The organism is Streptomyces sp. Tue6028 (assembly GCF_002300165.1).
In the GTDB taxonomy this organism is placed as follows: Bacteria; Actinomycetota; Actinomycetes; order Streptomycetales; family Streptomycetaceae; genus Streptomyces; species Streptomyces siamensis.
Genome location: NZ_MLCE01000027.1, coordinates 33,184 through 57,255, shown reverse-complemented (window position 1 = coordinate 57,255; position 24,072 = coordinate 33,184). Strand labels below are relative to the sequence as shown.

24 protein-coding genes and 2 riboswitches are annotated in these 24,072 nt (G+C 70.3%); of the genes, 7 read left to right on the top strand and 17 right to left on the bottom strand.

Annotated elements, in window-relative coordinates; all coding sequences use genetic code 11:
* Positions 1–33 precede the first annotated feature (33 nt).
* Together BKI49_RS26570 and BKI49_RS35415 are read right to left on the bottom strand one after the other, a co-directional pair.
* Positions 34–300, bottom strand: a complete 267-nt coding sequence (locus tag BKI49_RS26570) for a DUF4190 domain-containing protein (protein WP_095936802.1) — start codon at positions 298–300, stop codon at positions 34–36.
* Positions 301–380: 80 nt separating this feature from the next.
* A complete protein-coding gene (locus BKI49_RS35415) occupies positions 381–548 on the bottom strand; it encodes a hypothetical protein (protein ID WP_095936801.1) in 168 nt (55 codons plus the stop codon).
* Between the two features lie 184 nt (positions 549–732).
* Here BKI49_RS35415 and BKI49_RS26560 point away from each other — a divergent pair, with 184 nt between their 5' ends.
* Complete coding sequence (locus tag BKI49_RS26560) at positions 733–1,359, top strand: TetR family transcriptional regulator (RefSeq protein ID WP_095936800.1); 627 nt, start codon at positions 733–735, stop codon at positions 1,357–1,359.
* 398 nt (positions 1,360–1,757) lie between these two features.
* On the opposite strand, the gene BKI49_RS26555 is transcribed toward BKI49_RS26560, so the two are convergent.
* Positions 1,758–2,111: a hypothetical protein gene (locus BKI49_RS26555; protein WP_095936799.1), complete on the bottom strand. Its 354-nt coding sequence runs from the start codon at positions 2,109–2,111 to the stop codon at positions 1,758–1,760.
* Positions 2,112–2,248: 137 nt separating this feature from the next.
* Positions 2,249–3,211 (bottom strand): helix-turn-helix transcriptional regulator, encoded by a 963-nt coding sequence (locus BKI49_RS26550; RefSeq protein ID WP_095936882.1) that lies wholly within the window; start codon positions 3,209–3,211, stop codon positions 2,249–2,251.
* A 104-nt stretch (positions 3,212–3,315) separates the two neighbouring features.
* On the opposite strand from BKI49_RS26550, the gene BKI49_RS26545 reads away from it, so the two are divergent.
* Entirely contained in the window at positions 3,316–3,903 is a 588-nt protein-coding gene (locus BKI49_RS26545) for a TIGR03086 family metal-binding protein (protein ID WP_095936798.1), read from the top strand.
* On the opposite strand, the gene BKI49_RS26540 is transcribed toward BKI49_RS26545, so the two are convergent.
* The 11 genes from BKI49_RS26540 to BKI49_RS26490 all read right to left on the bottom strand — a co-directional run bounded on the left by BKI49_RS26540 (position 3,890) and on the right by BKI49_RS26490 (position 16,647).
* Positions 3,890–4,750, bottom strand: a complete 861-nt coding sequence (locus BKI49_RS26540) for a thioesterase family protein (RefSeq protein WP_095936797.1) — start codon at positions 4,748–4,750, stop codon at positions 3,890–3,892. The two genes, BKI49_RS26545 and BKI49_RS26540, sit on opposite strands and share 14 nt — an antisense overlap.
* Positions 4,751–4,946: 196 nt before the next feature.
* The gene (locus tag BKI49_RS26535; RefSeq protein ID WP_028805301.1) at positions 4,947–5,612 is read right to left on the bottom strand and encodes a trimeric intracellular cation channel family protein; all 666 of its coding nucleotides are present in this window, start codon (positions 5,610–5,612) and stop codon (positions 4,947–4,949) included.
* A gap of 66 nt (positions 5,613–5,678) precedes the next feature.
* Positions 5,679–7,070 (bottom strand): M1 family metallopeptidase, encoded by a 1,392-nt coding sequence (locus BKI49_RS26530; RefSeq protein ID WP_095936796.1) that lies wholly within the window; start codon positions 7,068–7,070, stop codon positions 5,679–5,681.
* A 96-nt stretch (positions 7,071–7,166) separates the two neighbouring features.
* Positions 7,167–8,729 (bottom strand): ABC transporter ATP-binding protein, encoded by a 1,563-nt coding sequence (locus BKI49_RS26525; RefSeq protein WP_095936795.1) that lies wholly within the window; start codon positions 8,727–8,729, stop codon positions 7,167–7,169.
* Positions 8,726–9,823 (bottom strand): ABC transporter ATP-binding protein, encoded by a 1,098-nt coding sequence (locus BKI49_RS26520; protein WP_095936794.1) that lies wholly within the window; start codon positions 9,821–9,823, stop codon positions 8,726–8,728. Before BKI49_RS26520 ends, BKI49_RS26525 begins: the two co-directional genes overlap by 4 nt.
* Positions 9,820–10,827, bottom strand: a complete 1,008-nt coding sequence (locus tag BKI49_RS26515; protein WP_095936793.1) for an ABC transporter permease — start codon at positions 10,825–10,827, stop codon at positions 9,820–9,822. The genes BKI49_RS26520 and BKI49_RS26515 overlap by 4 nt, the downstream gene beginning before the upstream one ends.
* A gap of 69 nt (positions 10,828–10,896) precedes the next feature.
* Complete coding sequence (locus tag BKI49_RS26510; RefSeq protein WP_257004966.1) at positions 10,897–12,648, bottom strand: ABC transporter substrate-binding protein; 1,752 nt, start codon at positions 12,646–12,648, stop codon at positions 10,897–10,899.
* A 59-nt stretch (positions 12,649–12,707) separates the two neighbouring features.
* Positions 12,708–13,706 carry an ABC transporter permease gene (locus BKI49_RS26505; RefSeq protein WP_095936791.1) on the bottom strand — a complete coding sequence of 333 codons (999 nt, stop codon included), beginning with the start codon at positions 13,704–13,706 and terminating at the stop codon, positions 12,708–12,710.
* A 451-nt stretch (positions 13,707–14,157) separates the two neighbouring features.
* Positions 14,158–14,958 carry an enhanced serine sensitivity protein SseB C-terminal domain-containing protein gene (locus tag BKI49_RS26500; protein ID WP_095936790.1) on the bottom strand — a complete coding sequence of 267 codons (801 nt, stop codon included), beginning with the start codon at positions 14,956–14,958 and terminating at the stop codon, positions 14,158–14,160.
* Positions 14,959–15,141: 183 nt separating this feature from the next.
* Positions 15,142–15,909 (bottom strand): enhanced serine sensitivity protein SseB, encoded by a 768-nt coding sequence (locus tag BKI49_RS26495; protein ID WP_095936789.1) that lies wholly within the window; start codon positions 15,907–15,909, stop codon positions 15,142–15,144.
* 42 nt (positions 15,910–15,951) lie between these two features.
* The gene (locus BKI49_RS26490) at positions 15,952–16,647 is read right to left on the bottom strand and encodes an AAA family ATPase (RefSeq protein ID WP_095936881.1); all 696 of its coding nucleotides are present in this window, start codon (positions 16,645–16,647) and stop codon (positions 15,952–15,954) included.
* A gap of 168 nt (positions 16,648–16,815) precedes the next feature.
* Positions 16,816–16,913: riboswitch (glycine riboswitch) on the top strand.
* A riboswitch (glycine riboswitch) is annotated at positions 16,914–17,026 on the top strand.
* Between the two features lie 34 nt (positions 17,027–17,060).
* On the opposite strand from BKI49_RS26490, the gene gcvT reads away from it, so the two are divergent.
* The 5 genes from gcvT to BKI49_RS26465 all read left to right on the top strand — a co-directional run bounded on the left by gcvT (position 17,061) and on the right by BKI49_RS26465 (position 22,253).
* Positions 17,061–18,179, top strand: a complete 1,119-nt coding sequence (gene gcvT, locus BKI49_RS26485) for a glycine cleavage system aminomethyltransferase GcvT (protein WP_095936788.1) — start codon at positions 17,061–17,063, stop codon at positions 18,177–18,179.
* Positions 18,180–18,387: 208 nt separating this feature from the next.
* On the top strand, positions 18,388–18,765 hold the full coding sequence (gcvH, locus tag BKI49_RS26480; RefSeq protein ID WP_028805312.1) for a glycine cleavage system protein GcvH: 378 nt from the start codon (positions 18,388–18,390) through the stop codon (positions 18,763–18,765).
* An 11-nt stretch (positions 18,766–18,776) separates the two neighbouring features.
* Positions 18,777–20,039 carry a serine hydroxymethyltransferase gene (gene glyA / locus BKI49_RS26475; protein WP_095936787.1) on the top strand — a complete coding sequence of 421 codons (1,263 nt, stop codon included), beginning with the start codon at positions 18,777–18,779 and terminating at the stop codon, positions 20,037–20,039.
* Between the two features lie 172 nt (positions 20,040–20,211).
* Entirely contained in the window at positions 20,212–21,579 is a 1,368-nt protein-coding gene (locus BKI49_RS26470) for an L-serine ammonia-lyase (RefSeq protein ID WP_028805314.1), read from the top strand.
* 116 nt (positions 21,580–21,695) lie between these two features.
* Entirely contained in the window at positions 21,696–22,253 is a 558-nt protein-coding gene (locus tag BKI49_RS26465) for a glycoside hydrolase family 25 protein (RefSeq protein ID WP_095936786.1), read from the top strand.
* Here BKI49_RS26465 and BKI49_RS26460 read toward each other — a convergent pair whose 3' ends face one another.
* Positions 22,254–22,922 (bottom strand): HAD family hydrolase, encoded by a 669-nt coding sequence (locus BKI49_RS26460; RefSeq protein WP_095936880.1) that lies wholly within the window; start codon positions 22,920–22,922, stop codon positions 22,254–22,256. It abuts the gene before it with no gap.
* 90 nt (positions 22,923–23,012) lie between these two features.
* Positions 23,013–23,738: an NADPH-dependent F420 reductase gene (locus BKI49_RS26455; RefSeq protein ID WP_257004965.1), complete on the bottom strand. Its 726-nt coding sequence runs from the start codon at positions 23,736–23,738 to the stop codon at positions 23,013–23,015.
* Positions 23,739–24,072 lie beyond the last annotated feature (334 nt).

The following is a 24,072-nucleotide window of genomic DNA, read 5'->3' as shown; positions in this document are numbered from 1 at the left end:
CCGGACGGGCCGGCAGCCGGGGGTCGACAGGGCCTAGAAGTTCCAGGACACCGTCGAGTCGAACTGCATGAACGCCACGAGGACGAGCAGGTCGGCGACGCCGAGACCGAGGCCGAGGAAGGCGCGTCCGCGGCGGGCCGTGCCGCGCCACAGGGCGACGGAGGCCAGGGCGATGGCGATCGGGCCCAGGAAGACGTTGAGGACCAGCAGGCCGAGGAGGCCGAGGATGAAGGAGGCGACGGCCATGCCGTCGGCGTCCCGGGCGGCGCTCCTGCGGGTGGCCTGAGCGGTGAGTTCCATGAGGTGGTTCAGCTCCCAACGATCGGTTGGTCGAGGTGGTCACCAACGGTCGGTCGGCGCGGGTGGTGTGGCACCGACGGTCAGTTGGCGGAGGTGTGCCGGCGCCGGGCGTGGCGCTCGCGGACCGCGAAGACGGCCAGCCAGACGCCGATGACGGCGGCGGCGACGAGGGTGACGGGCAGCGGCGCGTGGGCCACGGAACCCATGACGACACCCAGCAGCAGGAGGGCGGCGACGAGGAACAACATGAGATGCCTCTCGTGGAAGTCTCGAAGTCCCGTCCCGGAGGTACCGGGCCTCGACGGTGAGGCCCGGATGTTTCCGGGACTTGACGACTCAGTGAACGGTTGTAGTAACAGTTGTTCACTGACTCTTGAGTCTAGCGCGTCTCTCGGCTTTCCAATTACAGAGAACAGTTGTTAACTGCATGGCATGAGTCACACTCTCGGCATCCGCCAGGCCCAGAAGCAGAAGACCCGACAGGCGCTCCTCGACGCGGCGTTGGGTCTCCTGGAGGAGCAGAGCCTGAGCAGCCTGGGCCTGCGGGAGGTCACCCGCGCGGTCGGCGTCGCCCCGACCGCCTTCTACCGGCACTTCCGCTCGACGGCGGACCTCGGGGTGGCGCTCGTCGAGGAGGCGCTGGGCAGTCTGCACCCGATGATCGAGGACACCGTCTCCGCGGCCGGCGACAGCGACGAACGCATCACGCGGGCCGTCGATCTGATCGCCCGTCATGTCGAGAGGTATCCGGCGCACGTCCGCTTCATCGCGCGGGAGCGGCACGGCGGCGTCCAGCCGGTGCGGGACGCGATCCGCGAGCAACTGGCCCGGTTCGCCGAGGAGGTGAAGGTCGCGCTGGCCGAACACCCCGAGTCGGAGGGGTGGAACGACGAGGACCTGCTGATGCTCGCGGGCCTGTACGTCGACCACATGCTGATGGCGGCGTCGGCCTTCCTGGAGGCGCTGGAGGCGCCCGAGGCGGAGCGGGAGCGCGTGGCCCGCACGGCGAGCCGGCAGATGCGGCTGATCAGCATCGGCCGCCACCACTGGCTGGGGTGACGCGGGACGCCACCACCAGCTGGGCTGACGCGAGACGCCACCACCGGCCGGGCTGACGCGAGACGCCACCACCAGCTGGGCTGACGCGAGACGCCACCACCGGCCGGGCTGACGCGAGACGCCACCACCGGCCGGGCTGACGCGAGACGCCACCACCGGCCGGGCTGACGCGAGACGCCACCACCAGCTGGGCTGACGCGAGACGCCACCACCAGCTGGGCTGACGCGAGACGCCACCACCAGCTGGGCTGACCCAGGACGCCACCGCGGTCCGGGGCGACGCACGAGGGCGGCGCACCCGTTCACCAGGTGCGCCGCCCTCGCCGTACGACGGCCGAGTTCGCGCCCCGGGTCACGCCGGCCCTCCGGAGCGGGCCACCCAGGTCGCGCCGGCCGGTTCAGCCCTGCGCCCGCTGTCCCTGACCGCCTCCGGGGCCGCCGCAGCCGCCCTGTCCGCCACCCGCGCCGCCACCGGGCATCCCGCTCGGCATCCCGGAGGGAGCGCCGGACGGCGCCTTGCCGGTGGGCATGACCGACGGCGTCCCGGACGGCGTGGGCATTCCGGACGGCGCGCCGCCGGGACGTCCGGACGGGCCCCCGCTCGGCATGCCGGACGGCCGCCGGCAGCTCTGCCCGCCGGAGTCGCCGTCCGAGGACGACGAGGAGTCGCCCGAGCCGCAGGCGGCCAGCAGCGGTGAGAGCACCAGCAGGGCGACGGCGGGGACGAGGGCGTGTCGTGCGCGACGGTTCATGAGGGCAACTCCCAGGCAGGTCAAGGGGACCGGTCGATGAGAACCGGATGAGCGGGGGCCAAGAGCACCAGATCCAGGTAGGCCCGTGCTGTGCTGGGGCTGTGTCTTGCTGTGGACGGGCGGCCCGCGCGCCGACCTCAATCCCCCTCGTACACCGCGCGGACGGCGGCGGCAGTCGCGGCGAGCTCCGCACGGACCTCGGGCGGGGAGAGGACCTCCACCGCGTCACCGAAGGCCAGCAGGGTGCGGGCCTCGCGGACCGCGCCGCAGGACAGCCGGGCCACCACCCAGTCGCCCGTCCCGTCGTCCTCCGGCAGTTCCGCGAGCGTGGCCGCGTTCAGGCGCAGGAACAGATCGAGGCGGGAGCGCCGCACCCGGACCGTGACATCGACACCGCCCGGACGCTCCTCCACCCGGCGGCGCAACACCTCCCAGGCGTCGGCGAGTTCGACTCCCGGCCGACGGCGCACCGGATCGGGCAGAACGGTCGCCGCGCGCACCCGGTCGGCACGGAACAACCGCGGCTTCGCACGCCGGTCGGCGACCAGGTACCAGACACCGGCCTTGGACACGAGTCCGTACGGGTCGACGGTGTACGTGTGCGCCTCGGCGTCCCCGCTGTGCCGGTACCGCAGCCGCAGCCGCCGGTCGGAGAAGACGGCGTCCTGCAACACGTCCAGGTCCACGGCCGGTCGCGGTCCGCCCTTCCAGCGGGTCGCGTCGACCAGGACGCGCCGGCTCGTCACCTCGGCGGCGGGCCGGTGGGGTGCGGGCAGCGCGGCCATCACCTTGCGCAGCGCGGAGCCGAGCGCCGCGTCCAGGCCGAGCGCGGCGTGCGCGCCCTGCGCGGCGAGGATGAACAGCGCGCGGGACTCGTCGGCGGTCAGGCCCGTGACGTCCGTACGGAATCCGGCGAGCAGTTCGATGCCGCCGTGCCGGCCGCGTTCGGCGTAGACCGGGACGCCGGAGGCCGACAGCGCCTCGACATCGCGATAGATGGTGCGGACCGACACCTCCAGCCGGTCGGCGAGCTCGTGCGCCGGGACGCGGCCGCGGGTCTGCAGCAGCAGGAGGATCGAGAGCAGGCGGTCGGACTTCACGGGCCCCAGGATCGCGTCCACCGGAAGCCTTCGCAAATGTTGACGGAAACTGTCAGGTTATGCGGCGAGGCTGGGGGCACACCGAGACACGGAAGAGGTCAGCGATGAACGTCGATCCCCGCCCCCTGTACACCCGCACCGCCGAGCAGATCGCCGCCCTGGTCGGGACGGTGCGGCCGGAGCAGCTCGCAGGACCCACCCCGTGCGCCGAGTTCGACGTGCGCACGCTCCTGTCGCACATCGTCGGCGGCACCCGTCGTATCGCGGTGATCGGGGCGGGCGGCGACGGACTGGCCGTGCGGCCGTTCGCCGACGGGGTGCGGGACGACGCATGGAGCGCCGCCTACGACGGGGCCAGGACCGAGGTCGACAAGGCGTGGGCGGACGACGCGCGCCTCGACGCCCTCGTCCGGGTCCCGTGGGGAGAGGCGCCCGGACGCCAGGCACTGTCCGGCTACGTCATGGAGGCGGTCACCCACACCTGGGACCTCTCCGACGCACTCGGCCGGCCGCTCGCACTCGACCCGGAACTCGCCGAGTTCGCGCTCGCGGTCGCCCGGCAGGTGCTGCCCGACGCACAGCGGGAGGACCCGGAGGTGCCGTTCGGCTCCGCGGTCCCGGCCCCCGACGGGGCCGACGCCTACGAACGGCTGGCGGCCTGGCTGGGGCGGACGCCGCTCAGCCGAGCCTGACCCGCGCGAGCTGCCGGGACTGCGCGACCAGCCGGTCCTCGCTGTCCCAGACCTCCGCGTCCTCCTCCAGGAAGCCGCCGGCCAGATTGCGGGTGGTGATCGAGACGCGCAGCGGGCCGGGCGCGGGGCGGGAGCGCACGTGCACGGTCAGCTCGACGGTCGGCACCCAGCCGGAGAGGCCGATCTCGAAGGCCGTCGGCGGCAGCGCGTCGACCGCGAGGAGCAGCGAGAGCGGGTCCGCGTCGCGGCCGTCGGCGAGGCCGAACCAGGCACGCATCTCGCCCTTCCCGGACGGCGCGCCGAGCGCCCAGCCCAGGGTCGAGGGATCGAGCTTGAGGAACAGCCGGTCGGTGATCGCGGAGCTGCCGGGGACCGGTGCGGGGGCGTCCTGCGGGCCGAAACACTGGTCCATCGGCGGGATCGCGGGTGGCCGCGCGGTCGTACGGACGTCGTCGGGCAGGGCGTCGAGGTCGCCGTACGAGGCGAGCACGCGGATGCGCTCGACCTCGCGGCCCTCGTCGTCGTACTGGAAGAGCGAGGCCTGGCCGGTCGACAGGGTCCGGCCGGTGCGGACGACGTCCGTGCGGACCACCGCCGGTCCCGGCTGGGACGCGGTCAGGTAGTGCGCGGAGATGGTGAACGGGTCGGCGTGCGGCAGGGCGTCCGCGAGCGCGCGCCCCAGGACGGCGAGCAGGTAGCCACCGTTGACGGCGTTGATGATCGTCCATCCGGCGGAGAGGTCGATGTCGTAGACGCCGGGTTCGCGCAGGGTGACCGCGGTGTCGCGGTCGAACTCGCTGTCGCCGATCGTGGCCCGTACGGCCTGTACCGAAGCTGCTTCTGCCATGCGTGAACAGTACAACAGGAAATTACTAAGCGGTAGCTTTTCATTTTGCGCTGGTGTGACATCGTCACCTCCGGCGCCCTCAGGTCCACCGGAGCGACGCCGCGGCCACCGAACCCGGCGCCCCACCGGCCGAGGCGGTGCCGGCCGACGCAGGGTCGGCCGATGCGGTGCCGCACCGGCCACGGGACCGGGCGTCCTACGGGGTCTCCTCCTCGGTCACCGTCGAACGACGGTTCCACGCCCGCGGCGCCCGCCAGTGGTACCGCATCGCCAGCAGTCGCAGGACGAAGGCGGTGACGACCGCGAGGCCGCTGGTGAACGGGGTCAGCACGTCGTAGTAGATGCACAGCACGACCATCGTGGCGCCGACCATCGCCGGCACCGCGTACAGGTCGCGGTCCCAGCGCAGCAGCGAGGGCACCTCGTTGGCGAGCACGTCACGCAGCACACCGCCGCCGACCGCGGTGGCCAGGCCGAGCGCTGCGGACTGCGGAAGACCGAGCCCGTACTCGTACGCCTTCGTGGTGCCCGCGACGCAGAACAGGCCGAGACCGGCCGCGTCGAAGACGTTGACGCCGACCTGGATCCGCTCGACATGGGGGTGGAGGAAGAAGACCAGCAGGGCGGCGAGCAGCGGGGTGCTGAAGTAGCCGAGGTCGGTGAACGCGGCCGGCGGCACGGCGCCGATCATCAGGTCCCGGAACAGCCCTCCGCCCAGCGCGGTGACCTCGGCGAGCACGGCGATGCCGAAGACGTCGAAGTTCTTGCGGACGGCCAGCAGCGCGCCGGAGATCGCGAAGACGAAGATCCCCACGAGGTCGAGCACATGCTGGACGGAGGGGCTGAACAGTTCCTGAAGCACCCGAACATTCTCACCTGCCGACGGGCCTGAACCTTACAAAGCAAGGCCCGCGACAGGTGATACGGCCTACACCACCGGCTTGCCCGTCGTGTAGATCCATGTCTGGAAGAGATCGTCGAGCTGCTGTCCCGAGATCTTCTCGGCGAGCCGGACGAAGTCGGCGGTGTTCGCGTTGCCGTAGCGGTGCAGCTTCGTCCAGGCGGGCAGCAGCTTGAAGAACGCCTGGTCGCCGATGCGCTCGCGCAGCATCTGGAGCGTCATCGCACCACGCTGGTAGACCGCCGAGGCGAACATCGTGTCGCGCTGCGGGTCGGCGACCGTGATCTGCCAGAAGGAGGAGTCCGCCGGCCGCGCGTTGTACCCGGCGAGGAACGAGTCGTGCGCCGAGCGGATGCCCTTGTGCTCGGACCACAGCCACTGGGCGTAGGTGGCGAAGCCCTCGTTGAGCCAGATGTCCTTCCAGCGCTCCACCGAGACCGAGTCACCGAACCACTGGTGGGCCAGCTCGTGGACGATGGTCGACTCGGAACGCACGGCGGAGTACGCGGGCTTGGACTGGACCTCCAGCGAGAACCCGGCCTGCGGCATGTCGTCGACGATGGCGCCGGTCTCCTCGAAGGGGTAGGGGCCGAAGACCTGCGACCAGTAGTCGGTGGCCTCGGCCGTGACGCCGTACACGTCGACGCTGTTGCTGTTCGCGAGCACCGGGTCGATGGCGACGTAGATGGGTGTCCCGGCCGGGGTCTTCCCGGTCTTCACGTCGAACTTGCCGATGGTCGCGGTCGCGAGATAGGTGGCCATGGGCCGGCTCTCGCGCCAGTGCGCGACGGTCTGGCCGCCCTTGTCGTACGTCGAGACGAGGCGGCCGTTGGAGACACCGGTCAGACCCTTCGGGGCCTTGATCCTGATGTCGTACGTCGCCTTGTCGGACGGGTGGTCGCTGGACGGGAACCAGGTGGAGGCGGCGTTGGGTTCACAGGCGACGAAGACGCCGTCGGTGGTCTTCATCCACCCGTAGTCGGAGCCGAAGACGATGGGGCCGTTGAGGGCTTCGGGAACACCTCCGTAGGTGACGGTCACCGTGAAGGTCTTGCCCTTGGGCAGGGTGCCGCGCGGGGTGATGTGGATCTCGTCGCCCGCTCGCGTGAAGTCGGCGCGTCTGCCGTTCACCTCGACCTTCGTGACATCCAGCTTCTGGAGGTCCAGATCGAAGGCGGACAGGCTCTGGGTGGCGCGGGCGGTGATGGTCGTCCGGCCGTCGAGGCGGTCGGTGTCCGGGTTGTAGGCCACGTCGAGGTCGTAGTGGCGGGCGTCGAAGCCGCCGTTGCCCAGTTGCGGGAAGTAGGGGTCACCGATGCCGTCGGCGCCCGGGGTCGGGGCGGAGGAGGCGGCGATGACGAGGAAGGAGGCCGCCGCGGTGGCGAGGGCCCCTAAACGTGCCGAACGGGAGAGTGCCATGAGCGTCCCTTTCGAACGTGTTCCGAACTGACGGACACGCGAGACTCTGCACTCTCCCGTTCAGGCATGTTCATGACTTTGCCAAGTCGTCACGGCCTACTTGCCGGTTGACTCCTGACGATCGGATTCCGCGGCCTCGGGCTTCGCCTCGGCGTCGGCCTCGGACCCGGCGTCGGAGGACTCGGCCGGGGCCTCCTCCGCGTCGGACTCGGACGCGGCCTCGGACTCGCCCTCGGTCTCGGACTCGGACTCGGACTCGGCGGCGTCGGCGGGAGCCTCCGCGGCCTCGTCGCCGGCAGCCTCGGCCACCGTCTCCGCCTCGGCAGAAGCCTCCGCTTCCGCGGACTCGGCGTCGGCGTCGGCGTCGGCGTCGGCGGAAGCCTCAGCCTCGGCGGGAGCCTCAGCCTCGGCGGCGGTGGCGGTCTCCGCGACGGCCGCGGTCTCCTCCGCGTCGGCCTCGGCTGTTGCCTCGGCAGAAGCCTCGTCGCTCTCGGCCGGCGTCTCGGCGGCGGCCGGAACCACCAGCTCCACCGCCTCCTTCGCCACCGACAGCAGCACCGTGTCCTGCGGCGCCTGGTCCTCGGCGTTCTCCGGGTGGTGGCAGGCGACCCGCTGACCGGGCCTCAGCTCCAGGAGCGGCGGCTCGGTCGTCCTGCAGACCTCCGTGGCCTTCCAGCACCGGGTGTGGAAGCGGCAGCCGCTCGGCGGGGCGATCGGCGAGGGCACGTCGCCGCGGAGCAGGATCCGCTCGCTCTTGGCCCCCCGGCGCTTGGGGTCCGGCACCGGCACGGCCGACATCAGGGCCTTGGTGTACGGGTGCATCGGCGCCTCGTACAGCGAGGTGCGGTCGGCGAGCTCGACGATCTTGCCGAGGTACATCACGGCGATGCGGTCCGAGACATGACGGACGACGGAGAGATCGTGCGCGATGATCACGTACGTCAGGCCGAGCTCTTCCTGAAGGTCGTCCATCAGGTTCACGACCTGCGCCTGGATCGACACGTCGAGGGCCGAGACCGGCTCGTCCGCCACGACCAGCTTCGGCTTGAGAGCGAGCGCGCGGGCGATACCGATGCGCTGGCGCTGACCGCCGGAGAACTCGTGCGGGTAGCGGTTGTAGTGCTCGGGGCTCAGACCCACCAGCTCCAGGAGCCGCTGGACCTCCTTCTTCACACCGCCCTCGGGCTCCACGCCCTGGAGCCGGAACGGCGCCGAGACGATCGAGCCGATGGTGTGCCGGGGGTTCAGCGACCCGTACGGGTCCTGGAAGATCATCTGGATGTCACGGCGCAGCGGGCGCATCTTCGAGGCGCCCAGCGTGGTGATGTCCTGGCCCTCGAACTCGATGGTGCCGCCGGTCGGGTCCTGGAGCCGGGTGATGACCCGTCCCATGGTCGACTTGCCGCAGCCGGACTCACCGACGACACCGAGCGTCTCGCCCTTGCGGACCTCGAAGTCGATGCCGTCGACGGCCTTGACCGCGCCGACCTGACGCTGCAGGACGCCCTTCCGGATGGGGAAGTGCTTCTGCAGCCCCTGGACCCGGAGGAGGACCTCGCGGTTCTCCGAGGACTTGGCGGAGGCCGCGCGGTCGTCGGGGGCCGCTGCCTGCTGCGGGATCGCCGCGCCCGCGGCGTCCGTCTTCTTCGTCTCACTCACAGCTTCGGCGCAATCTCTTCGTTCCAGATCCGCGTACGGTCCTCCTGCGAGAGGTGGCAGGCGGTGTAGTGGCCGCTGCCGATCAGCTGCAGTTCGGGGCGCACGGTACGGGTGACATTGCCCTTGGGCAGGTCCGCGTACGGGCAACGCGGGTGGAAGGCACAGCCCGACGGGACGTTGATGAGGCTCGGCGGCTGGCCCTTGACCGGGATGAGCCGGTCGGACGTCTCACGGTCGATGCGCGGCATCGAGCCGAGCAGACCCCAGGTGTAGGGGTGCTGCGGCTGCTCGAAGATGCGCTCGACGGAGCCACGCTCCACGCACCGGCCGCCGTACATCACCAGCACGTCGTCGGCGATCTCGGCCACCACACCCAGGTCGTGCGTGATGATGACGACCGCGGAGCCGAACTCCTTCTGCAGATCACGGATGAGGTCGAGGATCTGCGCCTGGACGGTGACGTCGAGGGCGGTCGTCGGCTCGTCCGCGATGAGCAGCTCGGGGTTGTTGACGAGCGCCATGGCGATCATCGCGCGCTGGCGCATACCGCCGGAGAACTCGTGCGGGTAGCTGTCGGCGCGCTTGGCCGGCTCGGGGATGCCGACACGGTCGAGCATCTCGATCGCCCGCTTGCGGGCGGTCTTCTTGTCCACCTTGTGGTGGACGCGGTACGCCTCCACGATCTGGTTGCCGACCGTGTAGTACGGGTGCATCGCCGACAGCGGGTCCTGGAAGATCATCGCCATCTCGCGGCCGCGGAGCTTGCGCACCTCGTCCGGGTCAGCGTTCACCAGTTCCTTGCCGTCCAGCCAGATCTCACCGGACATCTGGACGTTCTTGCCGCGCGCGCCGAGCCGGTGCAGACCCATGATCGCCAGCGAGGTGACGGACTTGCCGGAGCCCGACTCACCCACGATGGAGAGGGTCTTGCCCTTCTCCACCGAGAAGGACAGCCCGTCGACGGACTTGACGAGACCGTCGTCGGTCGGGAAGTGCACCTTGAGGTCGCGCACTTCGAGGAACGCCTTGGGGGCGTCCGAGGGCGTGGAGACGGGCTCGCCGACCGCGGCGCCGGTCTTGGACAGTTCGGTCACGAGAGCCTCACCCGCGGGTCGGCGGCGGCGTACAACAGGTCCACCAGAAGATTTGCTACGACGACGAAGAACGCGGCGAGAAGGGTCACGCCGAGGATGGGCGGCAGGTCGTTGTCGGTGATGCCGTCCACCGCGTACTCGCCGACTCCGTGCAGGGAGAACACGGTCTCGGTGATCACGGCACCGCCGAGCAGCAGACCGAGGTCCATGCCGAAGACGGTGATGATCGGGGTGAGCGCGGCGCGCAGTCCGTGCCGGACCACCACGTTGCGCTCGCGCAGGCCCTTGGCACGGGCCGTGCGGATGAAGTCCTCGTTCATCGTCTCCAGCATGCCCGAGCGGGTGAGCCGCGCGTAGATGGCGGAGTACAGGAGCGCGAGTGAACACCACGCCGGGAAGAGGGTGTTGGCCCACTGCGCCGGGTTCTCGGTGAACGGGACGTAGGTGCGGCCGAAGATCGGCCACTGGTAGGTGAAGAGCAGCAGCGCCAGGTTGCCCGTGAAGAACATGGGCAGCGAGACACCGGCGAGCGCGACACCCATGAAGGTGCGGTCGAAGAACGAGCGCGGCTTGAGCGCGGAGATCACGCCGACCACGACGCCCGAGACGAGCCACAGAACGGCGGCCCCCGCGGCGAGCGAGAGGGTCACCGGAAGGCGGGAGGTGAGCTGCGGCCAGACAGCCTGGTGGGTCTTGAAGGAGTACCCGAAGCACGGCGCGTCGCAGTGCGCCGTGGTGGGACCCAGGTCATAGGTGGCGCCGCTGACGATCCCCTTGATGAAGTGCCAGTACTGGACGTAGACGGGCTGGTCCAGACCGAGGTTGTGCTTGACCGCGATGATGTCGGCCTTCGTCGGGCTCTTCCCGATGTACTGCTGCGCGAGCTGGTCGGCGGTCTGGCCGGCCAGTCTTGGCAGCAGGAAGAAGATGGCGAAGGTGACCGCGGAGACGACCAGGAGCAGGATCGCTGCCGCTGCCGTCCGACGGAGGATGTACGAGATCACGGGGATCGGCGCTGGTGCCCGCGGGCTGAGCCCGCGGGCACCAATGCCTTCACCTGCCTTCCGGGGCTGCTACTTCTTCGTGGTGCCGATGTTGAGGTAGTCGTACTGACCGCTGAAGGCCGCCGTGGAGACCAGGTTGGTCGCGTACTTCGGGCGGGCCAGCAGAACCTTGAAGTAGGTCAGCGGCACGAGGACGGCGTCGTCCATGGTCTTCTTGTCGATGTCGGTGTACAGGGAGTTGCGCGCGGCGTCGTCCTGCGTACCGATCGCCTTCTCGAGGAGGGCGTTGACGTCCTTGTTGTCGTACTGCGACAGGTTGGTGTTACCCGAGGCGCCGATCGCGGAGCCGTTCAGGATCTGCTGCAGGAAGCCGTAGCCGGAGGGCCAGTCGGCACCCCACTGCATCATGATCAGGCCGATGTTCTGCTTCTCGGTGAACTTCGGGACACCCGCGTAGTCGGTGAAGTACTTGCCCGACGGGTACTGCTTCAGGGTGGCGTTGATGCCGGCCTTCTTCAGCGACGCGATGATCGCGGTGGCGGCGTCGATCTCCTGCGGGCGGTCGCTGCGCGCGGAGATGTTGGTGCTGATGGTCGACTTGCCACAGGCCTTGAGCTGGTCCTTGGCCTTGGCCGCGTCACCCTTGTTGCCGGCCGACGCGTAGACGTCCGACTTGGCGTAGCCCGGGATGTCCGGCGGGAGGACCGTGGAGGCGATGTCGCCGCGGATCGGGCCGCCCTCGGCGGTCTGCACCGAGACCTTGTCGATCGCGAACTGGACGGCCTTGCGGCACGCCACGTTGTTGAACGGCTTCACCTTGGTGTTGATCGCCATGTAGACGAGACGGCCACCGTAGGTGTTGTCGGTGTTGGCCTTCTTGTCGGCGGAGCTGAGCAGCTGCGCCTGGGTCGCGGCCTGGACACCGCCACCACCGAGGTCGATCGCGTCGCCCGCGAGGACGTCCTTGTCGATCGTCTCGGCGTTGACCTTCAGGTTGACGACGATCTTGTCCGGGTACTGCTTGCGCAGCGGGTCGGTCTTGGCGTCCCAGTTCTCGTTGCGCACGAGGACGGCCTGCTTGCCGTCGGAGTAGCTCTGGAACTTGTACGAGCCCGAGGACACGATGTTCTTGACGTAGTCGACGCCGTTGTCCTTGGCCTGCGGGACCGGAGCCGTCTGCGGCGAGGCGACCAGGTAGTCGAACTCCTGGAAGGCGGTCTTCAGGTGGAAGACGACCGTGGTGTCGTCCGGGGTCTCGATGGACGAGAGGCCCTTGGCGCTCTTGTCCTTGTAGGGACCCTTGTACTTGTCGCCGCCCACGAGGAACTGCTGGAAGTAGTTCGGGCCGAGGGAGAGCACGTCACGCGCGAAGTTGGAGCGCTCGACCGCGTACTTGACGTCCTTGGACGTGATCGCGGTGCCGTCCTGGTACTTCAGGCCCGCACGCAGCTTGTACGTCCAGGTCTTGCCGCCGTCGCTCGGGACGCCCTTGCTCTCCGCGAGGTCGGGGACAAGGGTGTTGCCCTTCTCGCCGGCGCCGGGCTGGAACGTCATCAGCGGACGGGCGTACAGCCGGCTGAGGTTGTACATGTACGCGTAGTACGTGTTGCCCGGGTCGAAGGAGTCCGGCACGTCGGAGTACTCGTACGTGACCGTGCCCCCCTTCTTCGTGGAGGCGTTGACGACGTCCTTGGTCGCTGCGTTGGCCCCAGCTGATTTGGTGGTGTCGTCGTTCTTGTTGTCATCGGCCTTGCTGCAGCCTGCGACGAGCAGGCTCGCGGAGCCGATGGCCGCAACTGCGGCCAGCGCTGACCTTCGCATGATGGGCGGGTTCCCCTCCATTGTCGGAAACTTGATGGGCTCTCGGTGTGCGTCAGGCATCAACGGCTGCGCGGGTCGAGAGCGTCTCGGAGACCGTCGCCGAGCAGGTTGAACGCGAGGACGGTCACAAAGATGGCGAGGCCGGGGACGATCATGAACTGCGGGTCGACCTCGTAGTAGTTGACCGCTTCCCTGAGCATGCCGCCCCACGACGCCTGCGGGGGCTGGATGCCGACCCCCAGGAAGCTCAGGGACGCCTCGAAGAGGATGTTGGTCGGGATGAGCAGCGTCGAGTAGACGATGATCGGGCCGACCAGGTTGGGCAGCAGCTCCCGGAACAGGATGTACGGGCCCTTGGCGCCCATGCCCCGGGATGCGTCCACGAACTCACGCTCACGCAGGGCGAGGGTCTGGCCTCGGACGATCCGGCCCAGGTAGGGCCAGTTGAAGAAGCCGATCACGAAGATCAGCACGCTCAGGTGGAGCGGGAGCCCTTCGAGGCCGAACGCGCCGCCCTGCAGGGTGGCGGAGATGGCGATCGCGAAGAGCAGGAGGGGGAAGGCGAGGAAGGTGTCCATCAGGCGGCTGATGACCGCGTCGACGCGCCCGCCGTAGAAGCCCGCGACGACGCCCAGGATCGCGCCGATCACGTTCGACAGGATGGTGGCGCCGAAGGCGACCACCAGCGACACCCAGGAACCCTCAAGGATTCGGGTGGCGATGTCACGGCCGAACTTCGGGTCCACACCGAGCGGGTGGTCACCGCTCATGCCGCCCATCCCGCCCTTGGGCAGCGAGGTGTTGGGGTCGATCAGGTCCTGGTTGAAGGCGTTCGGGTCCAGTCCCAGCATCGACTGGATGGGCCGGGCAAGGATGGCCATCAGGATGAGCAGCACGACGATGACACCGCCGGCGACCGCCACCTTGTCGCGCTTGAAGCGCGTCCAGGCGATCTGTCCCAGCGAACGGCCCTCGATCTGCCCCTTGCCGACTCCGGCAAGCACAGCCTCTGGCTGCGCTTCCGATGCCGCCGCGGTGGTCTCGATCGGTGCGGTCACAGTGACCCGACCCCTCTCGCCGGTGGTGACCGGCCTACGCCTGCCGCTGTCTGCGGCTTGGTTCACTTGCGTGCCGGGAGGTGGGTCGCAGATGGTGCGACCTGGTGACCCGGCTGATCGTTCGACTTGCACTCGCTCACAGGATCGATGACCCCATGTCTGATGGGCGAGTCTTCAGTGCCGCCACGATCACGTGCCAGGTCTGATGGAGAAAGTATGCGCAACCGTGATGCTCTTAGGGGGATTCCGTTATCCGAACAGTGGGTAACGCGAGGCGGACGGGGGGCAGTTGTGCCGGAAGGGGTCATGACGCCCTCTTTCGGTACGCGTCCTCCCCAAACCGGACAAGCAGCCCTTACGCCGGTTCCCGTGCAGGTCAGGCGTGAGACCCTGCCGCAGGGAACGCCTCAGCGACCGCTCGTCACGGACGGCGGGCCGTAGACGCGCGCCGTCAGTATCCGCCGCGGGCCGGCGGATAACCGTAGCCGCCCGCCATCGGCGCCTGGGCCGGGGCCGCGTGGGCCTCACGGTCGTAGAACGGCCGGGCGTTGACCCGCAGCCACATGGCCACCGGGTCGTACTCGTCGGACATCGCCACGGTCGAGACGGGCAGCCCGTCGGGGACCGCGCCGATGGACTGCTGCATCATGGCGCGCACCGAGTCGACCGCGGGCGGCGAAGTGTCGTACACGTCAAGGCCGATGGCGAGATAGGGCGCCCCGAGCGTCGGCTGCACCCAGGCGCGGCGCAGCGACCGGACGGCGGAGGTGCGGTGCGCGTTCTGCGTGAGCAGCGCGTAGAACTGCGGGATCTCGATGCCCGGTTCGGACAGCCGCAGCGGTCCGGCGGGCTGCCGCTCCAGGCCCGCGGCGATGCGCCGCAGGTCCAGCCAGGGGATGCCCAGGCCGCCGCCGGGCGCGTGCGGATTGAGCCAGAGGCCGAAATGGTCGGGGTAGAGGGTGCGGGCGACGTCGAGGCCGTCGACCACCTCGTACGAACGGTTCCAGCCGCTGGCCGAGAGCTCCTGGGCGGAGGTGACGCACGGGGCGTACCCGAAGCCGTCCACCTCCATGTTCCCGTACTGGGCGTCCGGGGACCCGGCCTGGCCGTGCCACAGGAGCATCCAGACCTGACCGGACGACGGGGTCGCGAGCGCGCGAAGGAGCGCCTCGTAGGCGTCGTAGCGCCCGGGGGTCACCTGGCGCAGCATGTGCTCGACCTGCCCGGCCGCGGCCGTGCCCGACGCGCTCACCCTCAACCGCCCCTTCGCGAACAATTCACGACGAACTCATCCAATACGCCCGAGCCACCGGTGACGAACCTGCGTCAACACCTCGACCGAGCCATGAAACCAGCTTAAGCGGCGATCCTGACAGCGACTTGACGCACGGCGTCACCGGTCTCCGTGGTGTCACCGCTCACGCTCGTGCCGGGGTCAGTACTCGCGCTGGTAGAAGGGCCGCACCTGGGCGCGCATCCAGTCGCCCACCGGGTCCTGGGCGACGTCCAGGAGAACCAGGTTCACGGCGTGGCCGACCGGGACCCGGCCGAGGGCACGGCCCAGCGCGTCGAGCGGGAGGGTGCGGGCGTCGCCCTCCCACTGGGAGAGCTCGACGCCGATGAACATCACCGGGTCGCCGCCCTCGATGCTGGCCAGGCATCGGCGGGCGCTGAGCACGACGCCGGTCTCGGCGAACTCGGCCGACGCGGCGGACAGGAAGTCCACCGGGTCGTCCTGCCAGTCGGGCTCGAACAGCCGCACCCTGCCCCCGCTGGCCGGCCCGTCCAGCGGGGTCCGCCCCGCCCGGCACAGCTCGGCCACCGCGAGGGGCGGCAGCGGTACGCCGACCACGCCGTCCGGGTTGACCGCGATGCCGACCTGGGGCGGCAGGCCCCGGGCGAACTCGACGGCGGGCGCGATCGTGTACGACAGATGACCGCCGGTGACCTGGCGGAACTGCTCCTCGGAGCTGAACACGGGGACGTACGCCTGGCCCTCGATCTCCAGCGTCGGCAGGTCAAGGGGGCCGCTGTGCGGACCGCCGCCGTTCGGCAGGGGCACCCAGACGAAGCTGCGGGCGAGGACCTCGACGATGCGGGCACCGGCCGAAGGCACGCCGAGCGAGGCGGACAGCACCTCCTCCAGCTCGTTGCCGGGCCATCCGCCGTGCGGATGGGGGTGCGCCTGTGCCGGGAAGTCCATCTGTCTACCGCCTGCTTCGAACCACTGTTCCGGCTGGAAAGATTAGTGTGCGCCGGTGACGGTCCGGCCGTCGAAGTCGATCCGGCGCAGCACGTCCGCCGCCTCACGGTCGATGAGCACCGCCGAGCCGCAGCCCTCGGGCAGGTCGCCCTTCTCCACGGCGCGCAGCAGCCGGGTCACGGCTCCGCGATGCCGCGCGAAGGCGTAGCGCGAGACACCTCGGCCCCGGTCGTGCTGGCCCCGGAGCGCCGTGCCGGGCGGGACGTCGAGCAGCAGCAGGTGCAGCGAGCCGCCCCGGCGCCGGGCCTCGCGGGCCAGCCAGCGGCGCACCCAGGCCTGCGTGCCGCAGTCGTGCACCACGACGCCGGCGCCGGAGCGCAGCGCGCGGCGCAGCCCCGCGTAGTGCGCGAGGCGGACGAAGGGGCGGTAGACCGCGTACGGCAGCCATCGCGCCATGCCGGCGTCCCAGCGGTCACGGGTGTCCTGGGAGTCGATACGCGGGCCCGTGACGGCACGGCGCATCAGGGTCGACTTGCCGCTGCCGGGCAGCCCCGTGACCACCACGACGTCGGACGCCCCGAAGAGCAGGCCGTGCGGGCTGTGCCCGGCGCGGGCCCTGAGGTCGCGGACGACGGCCGCCGGAAGCGGGCCGCACGCCTCCCGGGCCGGGGCGCCGGGCTGCTTGGGCAGGGCAATTCCCGAGGTCGTCGCGTACGCCGTGGTCCTGTTCACCGTGATCGTCCTCCCCTTGGGTGTGGAGTCCCATCCCCGTCGAGTGTAAAGAGAAGGTAATGCGTGGTCTCTCTCGTTTCCGTACTCGGACTGCCACAGGCCGGTTACAGATGCGGACTGCCCCGATCGGACGGCGCGTGCAATGATGTGCGCGCCAACTGCATACCGGCCGCTTGAATCCGCGCGGGAGAGTCCTGGGGTACGAGTCCCCGGGCGCCGAAGGAGCAAGTCCCTCCCTTGAATCTCTCAGGCCCCGTTACCGCGCGGGCGAGGCACATCTGAAAAGCGGGCCGCTGACCAGTGGCTCCACCCAAGGTGCAAGTCATGACCACCGTTTCGTGGGGTCGTGGCGAACCTCTCAGGTTCCGATGACAGATGGGGAGGAACGACCTCGCCGTCATGCCTTGGGAGCCCCACCGATGAGCAGCAACGCACCCCGTCACACCGCGCTCGATGCCCTGCATCGCTCGCTCGGCGCGACGATGACCGACTTCGCAGGCTGGGACATGCCCCTGCGGTACGGCTCCGAGCGCGACGAGCACCTCGCCGTCCGCACGAAGGCCGGTCTGTTCGACCTCTCGCACATGGGCGAGATCACCGTCACCGGGCCGCAGGCCGCCGCTCTGCTGAACTACGCCCTGGTCGGCAACATCGCCTCCGTCGGCGTCGGCCGCGCGCGCTACACGATGATCTGCCAGGAGGACGGCGGCATCCTCGACGACCTGATCGTCTACCGGCTCGCCGAGACCGAGTACATGGTCGTCGCCAACGCCTCCAACGCCCAGGTGGTCCTCGACGCGCTCACCGGGCGTGCGGACGGGTTCGACGCCGAGGTCCGCGACGACCGCGACGCGTACGCCCTGATCGCCGTGCAGGGCCCCGAGTCCCCCGGCATCCTCAAGTCGCTCACCGACGCGGACCTGGACGGCCTGAAGTACTACGCGGGCCTGCCGGGCACCGTGGCCGGCGTCCCGGCGCTCATCGCCCGCACCGGCTACACCGGTGAGGACGGCTTCGAGCTGTTCGTGGCGCCCGCGGACGCCGAGCGGCTGTGGCAGGCACTGACCGAGGCGGGCGCCCCCGTCGGCCTCGTTCCCTGCGGCCTGTCCTGCCGCGACACGCTGCGCCTGGAGGCCGGCATGCCGCTGTACGGGCACGAGCTGACCACCTCACTGACGCCCTTCGACGCCGGGCTCGGGCGGGTCGTGAAGTTCGAGAAGGAGGGCGACTTCGTGGGGCGCAAGGCCCTGGAGGCCGCCGCCGAGCGGGCCGAGAAGAACCCTCCGCGGGTGCTCGTCGGCCTGATCGCCGAGGGCCGTCGCGTACCGCGTGCCGGGTACACCGTCGTCGCCGACGGCACGGTGATCGGCGAGGTCACCTCGGGCGCCCCCTCCCCGACGCTGGGCAAGCCGATCGCGATCGCGTACGTCGACGCCGCACACGCGGCGCCCGGGTCCGCCGGGGTCGGCGTGGACATCCGGGGCAGCCACGAGCCGTACGAGGTCGTGGCCCTGCCGTTCTACAAGCGCCAGAAGTAGGCACCGGGCGCGCGACGGACGCCATGGGCACCGGAAGGAAGCGGACCGAGCGAGCGCCGCGGGGGTACCCGCGCGCGTTGGTGCGTGACCTGTGCCCCGGCGTGCCGTCTCGTATCCCATGACCACCCCTCCCCCGGGTTTCCGGCTTCGTCCGGGCACGGGGTACCCCCGACATCAGCAGTCCCCCGCGTACAGGAGAATTCAGGCCATGAGCAACCCCCAGCAGCTGCGCTACAGCAAGGAGCACGAGTGGCTGTCGGTCGCCGAGGACGGCGTCTCGACGGTCGGCATCACCGAGTTCGCGGCCAACGCGCTCGGCGACGTCGTCTACGCCCAGCTTCCGGAGGTCGGTGACACGGTGACCGCGGGCGAGTCCTGCGGCGAGCTGGAGTCGACCAAGTCGGTCAGCGACCTCTACGCGCCGGTCACCGGCGAGGTCGTCGAGGCCAACCAGGACGTGGTGGACGACCCGTCGCTGGTGAACTCCGCCCCCTTCGAGGGCGGCTGGCTGTTCAAGGTACGCGTCACGGACGAGCCGGAGGACCTCATGTCCGCGGACGAGTACACCGCTTTCACCGCCGGCTGAGGAGTCACCGCATGTCGCTTCTGAACACGCCCCTTCACGAACTGGACCCGGACGTCGCCGCCGCCGTCGACGCCGAGCTGCACCGGCAGCAGTCCACCCTGGAGATGATCGCGTCGGAGAACTTCGCTCCGGTCGCGGTCATGGAGGCCCAGGGTTCGGTCCTCACCAACAAGTACGCCGAGGGCTACCCCGGCCGCCGCTACTACGGCGGCTGCGAGCACGTCGACGTGGTCGAGCAGATCGCCATCGACCGCATCAAGGCGCTCTTCGGTGCCGAGCACGCGAACGTGCAGCCGCACTCGGGCGCCCAGGCCAACGCGGCCGCGATGTTCGCGCTGCTCAAGCCGGGCGACACGATCATGGGTCTGAACCTCGCGCACGGCGGGCACCTGACCCACGGCATGAAGATCAACTTCTCCGGCAAGCTGTACGACGTGGTCGCCTACCACGTGGACGACGAGACCGGTCAGGTCGACATGGCCGAGGTCGAGCGCCTGGCCAAGGAGTCCCGGCCGAAGCTGATCGTGGCGGGCTGGTCGGCCTACCCGCGTCAGCTCGACTTCGCGGAGTTCCGCCGCATCGCCGACGAGGTCGGCGCGTACCTCATGGTCGACATGGCGCACTTCGCCGGCCTGGTCGCCGCGGGCCTGCACCCCAACCCGGTGCCGCACGCCCACGTCGTCACCACGACCACCCACAAGACGCTGGGCGGCCCGCGCGGCGGTGTGATCCTCTCGACGGCCGAGCTGGCCAAGAAGATCAACTCCGCGGTCTTCCCCGGTCAGCAGGGCGGCCCGCTGGAGCACGTGATCGCGGCCAAGGCCGTCTCGTTCAAGGTCGCCGCCTCGGACGAGTTCAAGGAGCGCCAGCAGCGCACACTGGACGGCGCCCGCATCCTGGCCGAGCGCCTCGTCCAGGACGACGTGAAGGCCGTCGGCGTGGACGTCCTGTCCGGTGGCACGGACGTGCACCTGGTCCTGGTGGACCTGCGCAATTCCGAGCTGGACGGGCAGCAGGCCGAGGACCGCCTCCACGAGGTCGGCATCACGGTCAACCGCAACGCCATCCCCAACGACCCGCGTCCGCCCATGGTCACCTCCGGCCTGCGCATCGGCACGCCCGCCCTCGCCACCCGCGGCTTCCAGGCCGAGGACTTCACCGAGGTCGCGGACATCATCGCCGAGGCGCTCAAGCCGTCCTACGACGCCGCGTCGCTGAAGGCCCGCGTGTCCGCTCTGGCGGACAAGCACCCTCTGTACCCCGGCCTGAAGTAATTTCGTACGCTTTCTGTCGTACGTTTTGGTTCGTACGGTCCCCTTCGTACGGACGTCCGGGGCACCGCGCACACTGGATACCGAGCGCGGTGCCCCGTTCCATGCAGTCCCCGCAGTCCCTGCACCACCTCCACCGGACAACGGCGTCCGGCGCGACCACCAAGGAGTCCCCGTGGCCATCTCGGTCTTCGACCTGTTCTCGATCGGCATCGGCCCGTCCAGCTCCCACACCGTGGGCCCGATGCGCGCGGCCCGCATGTTCGCCCGCCGCCTGCGCAACGAGGGCCTGCTCGACCAGGTGACCTCCATACGCGCCGAGCTCTACGGCTCCCTCGGCGCGACCGGTCACGGCCACGGCACCCCCAAGGCGGTCCTACTCGGCCTGGAGGGCGCCTCCCCGCGCACCGTGGACGTCGAGGGCGCCGACGAGCGCGTCGAGGAGATCAAGTCCTCCGGGCGGATCAACCTGCTCGGCGAGCGGGAGATCGGCTTCGCCTTCGACGACGACCTGGTCCTGCACCGCCGCAAGGCGCTGCCGTACCACGCCAACGGCATGACCGTCTTCGCGTACGACGCCTCCGGCGGCCTCGTGCTGGAGAAGACGTACTACTCCGTGGGCGGCGGCTTCGTCGTCGACGAGGACGCGGTCGGCGAGGACCGCATCAAGCTCGACGACACCGTCCTGAAGTACCCCTTCCGCACCGGCGACGAGCTGCTGCGGCTGACCCGCGAGACCGGTCTGTCGATCTCCGCGCTGATGCTGGAGAACGAGCGGGCCTGGCGCACCGAGGAGGAGATCCGCGAGGGACTCCTCGGCATCTGGCGCGTCATGCAGGCATGCGTCTCGCGCGGCATGACCCGCGAGGGCATCCTGCCCGGCGGCCTGAAGGTGCGCAGGCGGGCCGCCGTCTCCGCCCGCCAGCTGCGCGCCGAGGGCGACCCGCTGGCCCACGCCATGGAGTGGATCACCCTCTACGCGATGGCCGTGAACGAGGAGAACGCGGCGGGCGGCCGCGTCGTCACCGCCCCCACCAACGGCGCCGCGGGCATCATCCCGGCCGTCCTGCACTACTACATCAACTTCGTGCCGGGCGCGGACGAGGACGGCGTCGTCCGCTTCCTGCTCGCCGCCGGGGCCATCGGCATGCTCTTCAAGGAGAACGCCTCCATCTCCGGCGCCGAGGTCGGCTGCCAGGGCGAGGTCGGCTCCGCCTGCTCGATGGCGGCCGGCGCCCTCGCCGAGGTCCTCGGCGGCAGCCCCGAGCAGGTCGAGAACGCCGCCGAGATCGGCATGGAGCACAACCTGGGTCTGACCTGCGACCCGGTCGGCGGCCTCGTCCAGATCCCGTGCATCGAGCGCAACGGCATGGCGGCCGTGAAGGCCGTCACCGCCGCACGGATGGCGATGCGCGGCGACGGCTCCCACAAGGTCTCCCTCGACAAGGTCATCAAGACCATGAAGGACACCGGCGCGGACATGAGCGTCAAGTACAAGGAGACGGCGCGCGGCGGTCTGGCGGTCAACATCATCGAGTGCTGACCGGGGCCGACGGACTCCCCGGCACCGCGCACGGGGGTGGGAGGGCCCGCCGGAGGGAAAGCGGAGGCTAGCACACCCGCGCACCCCCCTGTCCCCCACGACCCCAGGGAGCCCCCATGCTGCGAGGCGTCGACGTCAGCGCCTATCAGTCGTCCGCGTACGGCACCGACGGTCTCTCCTTCGTCTTCGTCAAGGCGACGGAAGGCCGTTCCTACGTCAATCCGAAGCTGACCGCGCAGGTGAAGACGGCGCGCGACGCCGGATGCGTGGTCGGCTTCTACCACTTCCTGTGGCCGGGGAACATCACCGCGCAGGCCGAGTACTTCGTGGGCAAGGCCCCCGAGAAGGCCGGCGACCTGCTCGCCGTGGACTGGGAGACGACGGGCGACGGCACGCACGCGAGCAACGCGGAGAAGGACCGGTTCATCCGCAAGGTGAAGGAGCTGCGGCCCCACCACCGGGTGGTGCTCTACACGAACCGCAACTACTGGCTCAACGTCGACACCACCTCGTACGCCGGGGACGGACTGTGGATCGCCGACTACGTGACCGCGGGCAAGCCCCGCATCGAGGCCTCGTGGCGTTTCCACCAGTACACCGACGACCCCCTGGACAAGGACGTCGCGAACTTCGCCGACAAGGCCGCACTGCGCGCGTGGGCCCTGAAGCAGTGATCAGGCGCCGGAAGCGCGGTCCCCGTCCGCTCCCCCCACGAAGGCCAGGATCTCGGGTGCCGCCTCGGCGAGGCTCCCGAAGTGGCGGTGCGCGCCGTCCACTTCGGGCCCGTTGACGCCCCAGACCGTCATCCCGGCCCGCAGCCCGGCCGTCACCCCGGACGGCGCGTCCTCGACCACCAGGCAGTCCGCCGGACGGGCACCGAGCAGCTCCGCCCCCAGCAGATAGGGCACGGGCGACGGCTTGCCCTCGGCGACGGAGGCGGCGTCCACGACGACCCCGGGCACGGGCAGGCCGGTCCGGGCGAACCGGCCGCGCACCCGGTGGGCGTAGTTCGACGTCACCAGGCCCCACCTGCCGGGCGGCAGGGCGGCGAGCAGGTCGGCGGCGCCCGCGAAGGCGGAGTAGGTGCCGGTGCGCACGTCCTCGTCCTCCAGCGCGTGCAGGGCGGCGAGGCACTCCCCCGGATCGCGGTCCGGAGCGACGGTCTCGAACGTCTCCAGGGGGCGGGTGCGCAACGCGACCCGGTGGACCTCCTCGGGATCCAGCCCGTGCCGCTCGGCCCAGGTGTGCCACACCCGGCGCTGGTTGTCCACCGCGTCGATCAGGGTGCCGTCCACGTCGAACAGGACGTACGGTCCGGGGGCCGCGTCCGGGGCTTGCCTCATGCTCTCGCTGTTCACGTCATGATCATGCCGGAAGGCGGCCCGAGGGCCGGTCGGGCCGCACCCGTGCCCGCGTTCCGCGGGGTAGGGGTCTCAGGCCCGGAAGTCGGCCGAGCGCTCCGGCGACGCCTCCGCCAGCGCCTTCGTCACCGCGTCGGTGCCTTCCTGGAGGCCGTAGACCGGGGTGCCGGGCTGCTGGCGCCAGGAGTCGGACAGGCTCCCGGCGTCGACGGTGTCGAAGCCGAGCTCGTCGATGAGAGCACGGACGACCCGCTTGGCCGCCTCGTCGTCCCCCGCCACCGGGAGGGCCATGCGGTCGGGGGCACCGGCCGGACGGGAGCGGTCGAGGATGTCCTGGGCGTAGGTGCCGTTGAAGGCCTTGACGACGGTGTGGCCGATCTGCCGGGCCGTCCAGCCGCTCTCCGTGAGTCCCTCGTCCTCGATGGCGGCGATCTTGCCGTCGCGCTGCTGCGGGTAGTAGTTGCCGGTGTCGATGACGGCCACACCGTCCGCGGCCCCGTCGAAGAGCCCGGACGGCAGGTCCGGCACCGCCTTCAGCGGGACCGTGACCACGACGAGGTCGGCGTCGCGTGCCGCGTCCCCGACCTCGACGGGTGTCGCGCCGGTCTCCTCGGCGAGCGCGGTGAGCGTGTGGGGGCCGCGGGAGTTGGCGACGGAGACGTCGTGGCCGAGGGCGGTGAGCCGCCGGGTGAGGTTGCCGCCGATGTTGCCCGCGCCGATGATGCCGATCTTCATGAGTGCAACGCCCTTCCAGGGTTGATGCTCCTGATGGGGATCACCAACCCCGGTTCCGAGCACGCTATTCCGTCGTGTACGGCATTCGGGTCCACCGCGGCCGGGCCCGCTCTCCACCAGGCGGTGGGGCCCTCCTCGGTCCTGGTGCGTTTCCGTTGACCTACGGTCCGACCGGGCGCCCGGCACTGTCCGGGATCGGCCTGAACGGCCTCGTCCTCAATCGCCGGACGGGCTGAGAGGTGTGGCCCTCGGCTCTCAAGTGGGCGGGGCCAGGGCTGCCCCCGCCCAGCCCTCAAGCGGGCGCACCGGCGCGCGACCCCTCTCCTCGGGCCCCCGGCGCTCCCCGAGATCGGCCTGAACGGGCGCATGGGGGTGCGCCCCCGCTCCCGGGCTCCCC